The organism is Negadavirga shengliensis (genome assembly GCF_042652345.1).
Classification (GTDB): Bacteria; Bacteroidota; Bacteroidia; order Cytophagales; family Cyclobacteriaceae; genus Negadavirga; species Negadavirga shengliensis.
The window spans coordinates 165,483-178,240 of the sequence record NZ_JBHSJJ010000009.1 but is presented as its reverse complement, the minus strand read 5'-3'; the positions used below and the strand labels follow the sequence as shown (position 1 = coordinate 178,240).

Genomic DNA, 12,758 nt, shown 5'->3' with positions numbered 1-12,758 from the left:
CTCCGGGTATAATAATTCCACCTGTCACGCAGGTTTGCCCTGTTCGAATTTTAGATAATTAGATCCGAAGGCAGGTTTCTAGCCTTGTCGGCGCACGCCACGGACAGCTTCCGCAGCAAAAGGGTCGTCCGGCCAATAGTGCTTTGGGTATCTCCTCTTCAATTCTTTTTTTACTTCATGATAGGTTTGGTTCCAAAAACTTTTCAAATCTTTGGTAACCTGAACAGGTTTAAATCCGGGAGACAGCAGATGGATCAGTATGGGGATCTTGCCGTGGTTTACCCGGGGTGTTTCCATTAACCCAAATAATTCCTGCAGCCGAACGGACAACACAGGGGGATCGCCGTGGGGGGAATATTGCAGCTTGATGTTTGAGCCGCTCGGAACGGTGAGCCGCTCCGGTGCCAACTCCGTCAATGCCCCTTGTAGGGCATAATCCAGGCGGTAAGGAAGGATATCCATCAAATTGAGCTTTCTCATATCATCAGGGCTTTTTAATCTGTCAAGGTGGCCTGCCAGCCAAAAATCCGCATGGTCGAGAATTTGCTGGATGCTTACATCCGGCCAGTCCTGGGCCGGATTCCATATTTTAAGGCTCAACACCCTGTTCTGCCAGTTTTGGATGTCCTGATCAAAAGCCAGCAAACGTTCACCTTCTTCCCGCAAGACCTTCAAAATAAGATTCTCCACCAGTTTGGGGTCGGGGTTTGGAAGCGGCTTGGTTTGAAGTTTGATGTGACCTATTTTCACCGCCAGATTAGTTTGAAGGCCTTTTTGGTTTTCCCAATATATTTCTTCTTCCTGCTTTACGAAAGGCCTGAGGTCGGTCGGATCCAGAGGCGAAGCTAAAAAAATCTTCCCCAGATAGTCGCGGGCGTCCATCTGTGCTACTGCAATCCATGGTGCGGAAGACAGGTCGTCTCTGTGATCAAAAAAGGCTGTTTTTCCATTGGCCAATTGGAACTGGGCCCGGTTGCCGGGTCTGGCGGCTGCTATTCTTTCCGGAAATGCCAGGGCCAGTAATTTGCCGGAGTTGTAGGGGTCTACCGGTCCGTTGTCAGGTTGGGGGAGGTGGAGAAGTTTTCGGTAGACTTCCGATACTTTCTCTATTTTCAGAAATTTTTTGTTTTTGCCAGACTCCTTTCTGAACCTTCGCAAGGCTTCTATGCGGAGATTAACATCTACGCTTAGTGATTCAGGCAAGGGATCTTTTTCTTCCAGGATGGCTGCCAGGTCCGCAGCGAGCAGCTGTTCCTCTTTGCCTTGCGCGCGCAACAGCATGTGTGCGATCCGGGGATGACAAGGCAGGTTATGCATAGCCTGGCCATGAGCGGTTATTTTTCCGTTTTCCAGTGCATCAAGTTGATGCAGCAGATCAAAGGCTTGTGCCACAGCTCCTTCAGGAGGTGGGGTCAACCAGCATAGATCATTTAAATCGTCCTTTCCCCACTTTACCAGATCCAGTACAGTGTAAGTCAGATCGGCTTCCAGGATTTCAGGTTTTCGAAAGGGGAGAAGCTTTTCGTGGCTCGCTTTGGTCCACATTCTGTAGCAGGTACCCGGCCCAAGTCTTCCGGCCCTTCCGGCCCTTTGATCAGCCGCATCTTTGGTTATGGTGGAAGTCACCAGTTTTGAGAGTCCGGATTTGGGGTCAAATTGGGAAGATCTGGTATATCCTGAGTCGATGATCACTTTTATGCCTTCTATCGTAAGACTGGTTTCGGCAATGGAAGTAGCCAGTACCACCTTTCTTTTTCCTGAAGGGTGGGGGAGAATAGCTGCCTGTTGTTTTGAAAGGGGTAGTTGGCCATAAAGAGGGTATACAGCAATGTCCGGTGAAGAGGTTCGGAACATGTCCTTTACACGTCTGATTTCGCCTTGACCGGGAAGAAAAACCAAGACGTCTCCTTCTTGTTCTTTCATGGCCCTGTGTATCGTTTTTATGCAATATTCAGATAAAAAAGAAAGATCGGTGTTTTCGGTGTATATTGTTTCCACCGGGTATTGCTTGCCTCGACAGGAAACCGATGAACATCCTAAAAGATTTGTCAGATTACTTGTATCCAAGGTAGCGGACATGACCAGGATACGTAAGTCCGGACGGAGTATTTGCTGAATTTCCCGGCACAGGGCCAGGCCCACGTCTGCGAACAGGCTGCGTTCGTGGAATTCATCGAAAATTACCATGCCAATTTCTTCCAGGGCATTGTCGTGGTGGATCATCCGGTTTAGGATTCCCTCGGTCAGTACTTCTATCTTGGTCTTTTGGGAAACCCTATGATCAAACCTTATCCTATAGCCCACGGTTGTTCCTACCTGCTCTCCCAAAGTTCCGGCCATCCTGTGGGCTATGTTTACCGCTGCCAGTCTTCTGGGCTCAAGCATCAGTATCTTTTTGCCTTTTAGCCATTCTTCACCTGTCAGGTAAAGCGGTAGCACCGTGCTTTTTCCGGCACCCGGAGGAGCATGGAGTACCAAAGTGTTTTCCCGGGCAAGTCTTTCCTGGATTTCAGGAATGACATCAAATATCGGGAGCTGGTCAGGAGAAATCAATATAATCGGATCTGTTGGCTCTTATGTAACGGATGAAAACGGTTGCAAATGTAAAAAAATGCATAAAAAAGCCGGATAAAATTCCGGCTTTTTCAATGATACAGACTGGGTACGTCATTCAATATTCACTTTTCCTGCTCCATCAGCCCATCTCAGTTCAAAGCCATCGGAAAGAACCTCATAAGTGAGGTTTTCTTCGAAATTATTCTCTCTCCCACGAATGGGGACCCTTAGGACATCCTGGCTTTCGTCGTACTGTGTACCCCATTGGCCGGTTTGCTTGTTGAAGATCACTGTGCTTTCATCTTCAGAAGGAATCACAAAAAGGCTGTATTTTCCGGCCGGTAATGGCTGTCCTTCCACTTTGATGTCTTTACTGGTTTCAAAGATGGTGGCCTCATTGGCTCCCGCTCTCCATACCTTTCCGTATGGAACCAAATCTCCCCAGATGGTCCGGCCTTTTACGGCAGGACTGCTGTAATTGATGGTGATTTTGGCGCCATTGACAGTGCCTTCAGCCGTCTTGGGAGGACTGGCACGTTCCTGACAGAAAGACAGGAACACAACGGATAACATGAGGATACTGGATAACCCCAGCATTTTGATGGACGAAGTGTTCATAATGGTTTGGTTTAAGGTTAAATCAAATAATGAAACGCGTTATCTGCCTGGAGGGTTGCGGCTTGTGGCTGCATTAAATTTTAACCCAGGCTTGCTTCTTGTGACTTTCGATGATTCTTTCACAGATCACCAATTCCCTCAATCCGTCCGCAAAAGCCGGATAGGAGGGGGATTCAGGTTGTTTCCCCTCCGCTACAGCTGCATAAACCTCTTTGAACATCTGCTTGGAGGTATCCGGGAAACCTTCATTGTGTCCGCCAGGGAAGCTTATCAGTTTGGCAGCTTCGGGGGAAAATAACGACGGATCTTTCATCAAATGCTGATTGGCGGTTTCCCGCTTGCCGATCCAAAGTTCATTGGGTCTTTCCGAACACCATTCAAAATTGGCTTTTGAGCCTGCAATTTCTATATTCAAGCGGTTTTTTCGCCCGGCATTCACCTGACTTACCGTTACCGAGCCCTTGTTGCCATTGTCAAACCTTAACATGACGGTAGCATGGTCTTCCGTGTTGATTTCGACTTCTTTGTAATCGGACGGTTGAAGCATTTTTCCGGTATATGTTTCCACGGGTTTGAGGGGTTTTAGACGGGTCTTATGGACGGTGGAAAAATCAGCCATGACTTCTGTGATGCTGAGGCCGGTCACATATTCGGTGAGATCCAGCAGGTGGGAACCGATATCCGCTATCGCCCGTGAATCCCCGGACTTGTCCGGCTCCAAACGCCAGTTGTAGTCTGTTTGTAAAAACAGCCAGTCTTGAAGGTAAGAACCCATGATGCTGTAAATATCCCCGAGCTCCCCGCTTTCCCTCATGGTTTTCATTTGTCTTACCATAGGATAATAGCGAAGATTAAAATGGACGGCATTGACCAACCCCTTTTCTTTTGCCAAAGCTACCAGTTCCTCGGCTTCTTCTATTTTGGTAGCCAGGGGTTTTTCGCATACCACATGTTTTCCCGCTTCCAAAGCTGCTTTGGATTGAGAATAGTGCAGAAAATTTGGGGTGCATATGTGAACCACGTCAATGTCTTCTTGTTTCAGCATGTCCTCAAAAAGGTAGGCCTTTTCTATCCCTAGAATGGCGGCTTTTTCTTCGGCAAGCTCCATGTTGGCTTCACAGAGGGCGGCTACATCAACATTGGGGATTCTCCTTAAGGCCTCAATGTGGGCAGGTCCGATAAAACCCGTCCCTACTACGGCTACTTTGATTTTTTTCATGTGTTTTATGCGTGCTTAAAGTTAAAAGATAAGGGTTAAAGATAGAATCAACTTTTGAAAGATTCAATCTTTCTTCTTTTTGTTTGGAAAGCGCATTCCCAGTTTCAACATTTTCAGGTTTTTATTGTCCGGCATGGCTTATATTGGCTTTTATGCTGGCCTGATTCCATATTTTATTTTATATTTAAATATATTATTGGCTGAAGATCCTGATTTGACTATTATAATCAAATTAAAATAACCTAATTACCTTACCGATGAAAAAAATACTTTACTCCCTTCGTTATAACACATCCGTGATAGGCTTTCTTTTTATTGCTTTTTTGGCAAATGGCCAAGATGGAGCTGTACTGGTGCTGGATAGCGCCCTGGAGCAACTGGTAGACCCTGATGCTGAAGTAAAGAAAGTCGCGGATGGTTTTAGATTCACAGAGGGGCCTGTCTGGAACCAGGAGGAGGGTTACCTGTTGTTCAGCGATATACCCGCAAACACCATATTTAAGTGGAGCCCGGACGGGGGGGGGGAGACTTTCCGGAATCCCAGCAACAATGCAAACGGATTGACCTTTGATGCGGATGGTGCATTGATCATGGCAGAGCACAGTGGGAGGTGTATCAGCCGGCTCGATGCAGATGGGAACTACACCGTTCTGGTGGACCGCTTTCAGGGGAAAAAGTTGAACAGTCCCAATGATGTAATCGTGGCCTCCTCCGGAGCCATTTATTTTACAGATCCACCCTATGGGTTACCTGAAGACGCAGAGGATACGATTGGGTTTAACGGCGTGTACCGCTTTCACAAAGGAAAGCTGGAACTGCTTTCCAACGACCTGTACCGTCCCAATGGCCTTGCCCTTTCCCCCGATGAACGGACGCTTTACATCGCCAATTCGGATCAACCCAAAAAGTATATGAAATACAGCTTGAAAAAGAATGGAAAGCTGAACAAAGCGGGTCTCTTTTTCAACGCTTCCACCATATCCGGACAGGGTTCTCCCGATGGAATTAAAGTGGATGGGGACGGTAATGTTTTTGCTACCGGCCCCGGAGGAGTTCTTGTTTTCTCCCATGGGGGAAAGCATCTGGGCACCATCAGGTTTCCCGAGACACCGGCAAACTGTGCATTCGGCGATGAGGATATGAAAACCCTATATGTGACCGCCAGGACAGGAGTGTACAGCATTCAGTTAAAGACTTCGGGACAACAATGATCAACGGATGAATAGGAGAAGAGATTTTATTAAAAAAACGGCTTTGGGGGCTTTGATCCCGACAACAGGATTGCCTTTATATAAAACCGGACAGGGAAAAATCCGGCAAACGGATTACAGTGAACTGGACAGGATTTTGGAAGAACCTGTTTTGGATTTATCCGCTCTCAAGGAGCCGGTGATTCTTGAGTCCGTAGAACTTCTCCGTTTTGAAGACAATTTTCTTTGCAGGGTAAGGACAAAAGACGGGGCAGAAGGATTGTCGGTGGGCAACAATTTCCAAATGGTCCATCTTTACCCCATATTCACAAACCGCATCCAGCCTTTTTTTATAGGGAAGGATGTAAGGAACTGGGAACAGCTTTTAGAAGAAGTGTATGTTTATCAAAGCAATTATAAACTTCAGAACCTGGCATTTTGGGTCCCCTTGGCCACACTTGAATTTGCTGTTCTTGACCTTTTAGGGAAATTGTCCCAAAAATCCATCGGTAATCTGCTTGGAGATGTCTATCACTCCGAGGTTGCCGTGTACCAGGCAAACAATTACCGGGGTAAATCTGCCCTGGAATCCGTAGAACGGATCAGACAGAACGTGGAGGAGACACAAGCCAGGGCACTGAAATTCAAAGTGGGGGGAAGAATGAGCAAAAACGCGGATTATCCCCCTGGCAGGACAGAAGAATTGATCCCCTTGGTCAGAAAGACATTTGGTGATGATATGGTTATTTATGCTGATTCCAACGGCTCATATACACCCGATGAGGCTATTAGGATCGGCAGACTTATGGAAGCCTATCGGTACGATTTTTATGAAGAACCGGTTCCGTTTGATTGGTATGAAGAAACCCTCCAGGTGGCGGAAGCCCTGAACGTCCCCATTGCCGGCGGTGAGCAGGAGGCAAGTATGCATACTTTCCGGTGGCTCATCCAACATGATGCCCTTCAGATAGTACAGCCGGATATCTATTATTTTGGGGGAATGGTAAGGTCCATGAAAGTCGCCAAAATGGCTGCGGCGAAGGGAAAAGAATGCACGCCCCATATTTCCGGAGGAGGGTTGGGGTATCTTTATATGATGCATTTTGTGTCAGCTGTACCCAATGCAGGGCCCTACCATGAGTTCAAAGGTTTTAACAATGAACTTCCGTTGGAGTGTCCTACTTCCCCCCTGACCAGTGAAGGAGGCGTGGTCAAGGTACCTACAGGACCGGGTTCAGGAGTCATTATAGATCCCGATTTTATCAACAAACACAAAGAAGTGGTATAACTTCTATCTTAAACAGGGCCTACAATGGCCAGAAAGTTAAGATCAAAGGAATGCCGGCAGCCAATATAATGATCGATAAGGGCAGGCCCAATTTCCAGTAGTCGCTGAATTTGTAACCACCGGGCCCCATTACCAGGGTGTTGGACTGGTGGCCGATCGGGGTAAGAAAAGCAGCCGAAGCACCTATGGCGATGGCCATGAGGTACGGATCGATGGAATGATCCAAAACATCAGCAATTTTGATGCCTATGGGAGCCATCAGTACCACGGTAGCGGCGTTATTGATGACGGCTGAAAGCGTCATGGTCACCATCATAATCACTCCTAATATCAGCCAAGGGGGGAAAGACTCGGAAATGAAGAGGATTTTCTGGGTAATGGTTTCCGCTCCCCCGCTCGTGGTAAATGCGGTGCCTACGGGAATCATGGCTCCCAGCAGGACGATCACCGGCCAGTCAATGCTCGTATAGAGGTCTCTTATGGGCAAAACCTTCAGGATCACCATCAAGACCGCAACCAAGGTAAAAGCAATTTCCACCGGTGCCCAGCCCATCACCACTGCGGCAACGGATAAGGCAAATAGCCCGAGCGCAAATATGGTCCTTTTTGGTTTGCCAATGGTGAGACTTCGCCTGGCCAGGGGATAGCATTGCATGAGATTGAAAATTTCTCCCATTTCCCTTTCTCTTCCCTGAAGCAGCAGCACATCTCCGGATTGAAATATCACATGATCAATCCTCTGTCTGATGGTTATGGTACTTCTGGCTAATGCCAATAAGTTGACGTCATACCGGGATCTCATGTGCAGACTGGAGGCTGTCTGACCAATCAAGGGAGAATTTTCCTGGATTATTCCCTCCATGATCACGATTTCATCACCACCTTTGGGGCGATTGTACAAAGTCTCATCGCCTACCAATTCCGTTTTTGTGCTGTCCAGAAACTTTTCCAGATCCGCGGTATCGCATTCCAGAATTAGAATATCGTCTACTTTTAAACTTCTGTAGGGCCCCGGGGCATGAATGCGTTCTTTATTCCTTATGATACCCAGAACTTTGATGTCAAGATCCTTCTCTGAAGTGATATCTTTTACCGTTTGCCCGGCTATTGTAGCTTCCTGACCAATCCGTACCTCGGTAATATAGTTATTGATTTTAAAAAGATCCTCCCCCTGCCGTTCCGGTTGTCTTTTTGGAAGCACCTTCCATCCTATAAGAGACAAAAAAAGCAATCCTATCAACGTCAACCCTATTCCAACAGGAGCAAAATCAAACATGCTGAAGGCACCCTCTCCTCCTTGCGCTCTAAAAGCAGCTATAATGATATTGGGAGGCGTGCCTATCAGTGTAACCATTCCCCCGAGCAGGGAGGCAAAAGCAATGGGCATTAATGCGGAGGAAGGCGAATATCCGTGTTTGTGAGACAATTGGATGGCTACAGGCATAAAAATCGCCAATGCGCCGGTATTATTCATAAACCCTGACGCAATGCCCACAACGAGGCACATGACAGTTATTTGCAAAGTAGTGTTACTGCCTACCTTGTCCATCAACCTTACGATTAGGTTTACCAATCCGGATTTTTCAAGACTTTCACTGACAACAAGTACTGCTGCTACCGTGATGACAGCTGGGTGACCAAAGCCCAGAAAAGCCTCTTCATAGGGAATGACCCCCGCCAAGGTAAGGAACACCAAAGCCAGAATAGACACGATATCATACCGGGGCTTGCCCCAAATAAACAATATCAGCGCCAAGCCGAGGGTAATGAAAACCAGGATTTGTGCCATTGAATTGTATAAAAAATGGTACTAAGATGGAATGGCAATCGGGGCAGCTAAACACGGATCGGGGATATCAAAGGCATCGACCAAGGGGACGGCATCTTTCCGTATCTCCCAACACAGTTGATTGACCATTTTCCGGATGGCCTTGGTTTTTACCCCATCCATATAACCTTGTTCCAGGTACCAGCCTTTATGGGTTTCCAACTGGTAGAGCGCAAATAAATTACATAGTTTAGTAAGCACCTTCCTGATATCCTTGTCTTCCGTTCGGTTAACCCTTTCACTGAACCGCTGCAGAATAATACGTTCTATATAAGCCTCGCCTACGGTAATCAAATGGTGCTGGCATACATTCATAGCGTCAAAAGGATCCATCCCTTCATCTATTAATCTTTTGATGCGTTTGGCGGCGGAGTCCAATACATCATTTTCCCGGTATTCAAACGCACTCAGGTGAAAATCAGGATCCAGCAGGTGTTTTTCGTCCACGTTGCGCACGATCAGGGGATTTTTTTCCGTCAGCGACGTTTTGGTTCTCAAGGCCACATAATTGATGATGGTAAAGAGGTTCATGTTTTCAAACTGTTCCTTGTAGGCGCTGAGCCTGCTTTTGGCCACCAATTGGAAAAGGACGGTGTTATCCCCTTCAAAAGTAGTATACACATCGGTATCATTTTTTAAAGCATCCATCCTGTTTTCGGAAAGATAACCCTTTCCCCCACAGGCTTCGCGGCATTCCTGGAGGGTAGCTGTAGTATGCCAGGTCACATATGATTTCATGCCGGCGGCAAGTGCCTCTATTTCCAGCATTTCTTCTTCTGTACGGTTAAGGAACCTCTCGGTGACGTATTGAAGGGCGAAGTGGCAGGCGTAGGTTTTGGCAAGCAACGGGATTAACCTGCGCTGATGCATGCGGTAGTTCAGGATAGGAACTTCTGTGCCTCCCTCGGGGCCAAACTGCCTTCGTTGGTCTCCATAACGTATGGCGATGGTCAACCCTGACTTGGAAGCAGCCAGCGCAGAGCGTGGAATGCCTATTCTTCCGCCGACCAGCGTTCCCAACATGGTGAAAAACCGCTTGTTGTCACTGGCGATTGGACTTTCGAATTCCCCGTTTTCGTTGACACGGGAAAACCGATCCAGCATGTTTTCTTGCGGGATGACCACCTGATCAAAGGCAATCAGCCCGTTGTCGACACCATTAAGGCCCATTTTTCTGCCACAGTCCTCGATGTGGATACCGGTAAGAGGGGATCCGGATTCATCCCTTAACGGAACGATGAAGGCACTTACCCCATGGTCCTGTCCATTTATAATTAATTTGGCAAATACGGTGGCCATTCTGCCATGCAGGGCCGCGTTGCCGATATATTCTTTTCTGGCATCCAAATGGGGTGTATGGATGGTAAAGGTCCGGTGGTTTTGATCGTAAGTGGCCGTGGTTTCTATTCCTTTCACATTGGAACCATGGTTGGTTTCTGTCATGGCGAAGCAGCCTGGCAGCTTCAATGAGCCCACGTCTTTTAAGTATTTTTGATGGTGTTTTTCCGTTCCCAAGGAAAGGATACTCATGCCCCAAAGGCCGAACTGAACGCCAAATTTGATGACCATACTCAGGTCATGGTAGCTCAACGTTTCCATGACGGTAAAATACGCCTCCATATCCCCTGACCCTCCATATGCTTTGGGATAACCGACCGCACCATAACCCTTGTCAGCCAGTATTTTGCACCAATCCAATACCTGGTTTCTGTATGCCGTAATGTCAGCGGGATCTACGTAGGCAAAAGTCGGATCCGAAAGTAATTTTTTAATCTCCTTGATCAAGGGTTGTTGGTTGCCATCCAGCATCGAGGTAAGCTTCGGGATGTCAAAAGCCTCTTCTGTGCTGTATGCCGTGGTGACAGTGGGATGTTTGGATTTAAAAAGATAGATAGCAGATTTGCCAATGATCCCAAGATCCTCTTCCAAGGTCAAGAGATCATTTTTGAACTTGATCTGATCATTTTCGGGGATATCTTTAGGTGACCGGTTCTGGGCGAGATCAACCCCGATAGAAGCCAAACTGTTGTACTCCGTGTCCTCGTTAATGTTTTTTTTTATAGCCAGGCGCCACTGCTCCATCTCTTCCCGCGTAGGCGGGGCATTATAGCTTAATTTGGCCTGCAGCATTTGGCGATCATTTTCGTCAAGCCAGGAAACCCTGCGTATAAAATCCTGAAAAGTCTTTAATTCCCTGGAGCTTAGTACTGCATCTGACCAGACGACGTATAAAGTCGGTAAGAGGGCTATAGCATTACCGGATTGATCGGAAAGGATGTTTTGCATGGGTTGCGGATCAGGTTTATGGTTGTTATCACGCGGATAAGTTAATCATTTTATGCGCCATCCAAAAATTGATCCAGATTTATCAGGCCTCTATTTTGTCCCACTCTTCGGTGTTTTTAACCCCCAGGGTATCTGATCCGAACTGCGGATCCATGCCCTCTTCTTTTTGTGCTATATAGTCTTTTAGAGCCTTAAGGGCAGGTTTTCTGAGCATAATGATGGCAATGACATTGAGCCAGGCCATCATGCCGACACCGATGTCCCCCAATATCCAGGCAAGTTCAGCAGTTCGGATAGTTCCATAAAAAGTAGCGACCAAAAGCAGTATCCTCAGGGAGTTGATGGGCCATTTTCGTTTGTTGTCTTTTTGCAGGTAACTGAGGTTGGTTTCTGCAATGTAGTAATAGGCCATAATGGTTGTAAAAGCAAAAAACATAAGTGATATGGCTACAAACCCGGCGCCGAGGGTGGGAAAGTGCACACTGATGGCGTTTTGGGTGAATTCCGGTCCAAAAGAAACACCGGGTAGGTTTTCAACAATAAACCCTCCTTCCGGATCGACGACGTTATATTGACCGGTAAAAAGGATCATAAATGCAGTGGCGGTGCAGATAAATAGGGTATCCACATAGACCGAAAATGCCTGGACAAGTCCCTGTTTGGCAGGATGGCTGACCTCAGCGGCAGCCGCTGCGTGGGGAGCGGTACCCTGGCCTGCCTCGTTGCTGTAAATTCCTCTTTTTATTCCCCAGGAAATTGCCAATCCAAATACTCCCGCGAATGTGGCGTCTAAATTAAAGGCCGATGAAATGATCAGAAAGATGATTCGGGGTATTTCCGTGATGTTCAATACCATGATGAATATGGCCATAAGAATATAAGCCCCGGCCATAAAAGGAACCACGATTTCTGCCACTTTTCCGATGCGTTTCACCCCACCGAAAATAATAAGGGCCAGGAAAACACAGATGACAAGTCCGCTGACCCAAACAGGTACCGCAAAAGCATTTTGCATGCTCAGCGCGATGCTATTGCTTTGGACGCCCGGAAGAAAAAACGCTGTGCTCAATATCGTGGTAAAAGCAAAAAGCATGGCATACCCTCTCATTCCCAGCCCTTTTTCAATATAGAAGGCGGGGCCTCCGCGGTATTGTCCCCCTTTGATTTCCTTGAACATCTGACCTAAGGTAGCTTCCACAAATGCTGAAGCTGAACCCAGAAAAGCAATCACCCACATCCAGAAAACCGCACCCGGCCCCCCCATGGCAATGGCTGTGGCCACTCCGGCAATATTCCCGGTGCCGACCCTGCCCGAAATGGCAATGGCAAATGCCTGAAAGGACGTCACGCCTTTGTCAGAAGCTTTGCCTCCAAACAGCAGCCTGACCATTTCTCCGAAATATCGCAGTTGCAGAAAACGGGTGGTGATGGAAAAATAAATACCGGCGCCTAAGCAGAGGACAATAAGTGCGTTGCTCCAAACAATATCGTTTACATTTCTTACGATTTCTTCCATAGGGTAGGAGGATTCCAATTTAACACAAAGAAAGACAATTTCTTTAAGAATCGGATTTCAGTTTAAAAAAAAGTGAACAGTTGACATAAGCCTTTAATTGATTCAGCATCCTTCCGTTAATGATATTGACCAAAACCTGTTTTTGGCCGGTTCCTTTTTGTCTTTTCAATAAATCTGGCCCAAACCTGGGAATTTGTGTACCTTTGTTGGAAAAAGCAGCAGACGGTGCTTTTGTGAGGGAAGGGGGCTCCGGCCCG

At 47.1% G+C, this 12,758-nt stretch carries 8 protein-coding genes; 2 read left to right on the top strand and 6 right to left on the bottom strand.

The genetic code is table 11. From position 1 onward, the window contains the following. Positions 1-78: 78 nt before the first annotated feature. The 3 genes from hrpB to ACFPFU_RS16300 all read right to left on the bottom strand — a co-directional run bounded on the left by hrpB (position 79) and on the right by ACFPFU_RS16300 (position 4,393). The gene (hrpB, locus tag ACFPFU_RS16310; protein WP_377065953.1) at positions 79-2,553 is read right to left on the bottom strand and encodes an ATP-dependent helicase HrpB; all 2,475 of its coding nucleotides are present in this window, start codon (positions 2,551-2,553) and stop codon (positions 79-81) included. A gap of 114 nt (positions 2,554-2,667) precedes the next feature. Continuing rightward, positions 2,668-3,174 carry a DUF2911 domain-containing protein gene (locus tag ACFPFU_RS16305; RefSeq protein WP_377065951.1) on the bottom strand — a complete coding sequence of 169 codons (507 nt, stop codon included), beginning with the start codon at positions 3,172-3,174 and terminating at the stop codon, positions 2,668-2,670. Positions 3,175-3,247: 73 nt separating this feature from the next. Beyond that, positions 3,248-4,393, bottom strand: coding sequence for a Gfo/Idh/MocA family protein (locus tag ACFPFU_RS16300; protein ID WP_377065949.1), 1,146 nt, complete (start codon positions 4,391-4,393; stop codon positions 3,248-3,250). Between the two features lie 257 nt (positions 4,394-4,650). Here ACFPFU_RS16300 and ACFPFU_RS16295 point away from each other — a divergent pair, with 257 nt between their 5' ends. Both ACFPFU_RS16295 and ACFPFU_RS16290 read left to right on the top strand, forming a co-directional pair. Beyond that, on the top strand, positions 4,651-5,604 hold the full coding sequence (locus tag ACFPFU_RS16295; protein ID WP_377065947.1) for an SMP-30/gluconolactonase/LRE family protein: 954 nt from the start codon (positions 4,651-4,653) through the stop codon (positions 5,602-5,604). 7 nt (positions 5,605-5,611) lie between these two features. After that, the gene (locus tag ACFPFU_RS16290) at positions 5,612-6,871 is read left to right on the top strand and encodes a mandelate racemase/muconate lactonizing enzyme family protein (protein WP_377065945.1); all 1,260 of its coding nucleotides are present in this window, start codon (positions 5,612-5,614) and stop codon (positions 6,869-6,871) included. Positions 6,872-6,890: 19 nt separating this feature from the next. Here the strand turns inward: ACFPFU_RS16290 and ACFPFU_RS16285 are convergent, their stop codons facing one another. The 3 genes from ACFPFU_RS16285 to ACFPFU_RS16275 all read right to left on the bottom strand — a co-directional run bounded on the left by ACFPFU_RS16285 (position 6,891) and on the right by ACFPFU_RS16275 (position 12,501). Then, entirely contained in the window at positions 6,891-8,660 is a 1,770-nt protein-coding gene (locus tag ACFPFU_RS16285; RefSeq protein ID WP_377065943.1) for an SLC13 family permease, read from the bottom strand. A gap of 21 nt (positions 8,661-8,681) precedes the next feature. Further along, on the bottom strand, positions 8,682-10,985 hold the full coding sequence (locus ACFPFU_RS16280) for an acyl-CoA dehydrogenase family protein (protein ID WP_377065941.1): 2,304 nt from the start codon (positions 10,983-10,985) through the stop codon (positions 8,682-8,684). 82 nt (positions 10,986-11,067) lie between these two features. Then, positions 11,068-12,501: an alanine/glycine:cation symporter family protein gene (locus ACFPFU_RS16275; protein WP_377065939.1), complete on the bottom strand. Its 1,434-nt coding sequence runs from the start codon at positions 12,499-12,501 to the stop codon at positions 11,068-11,070. Positions 12,502-12,758 lie beyond the last annotated feature (257 nt).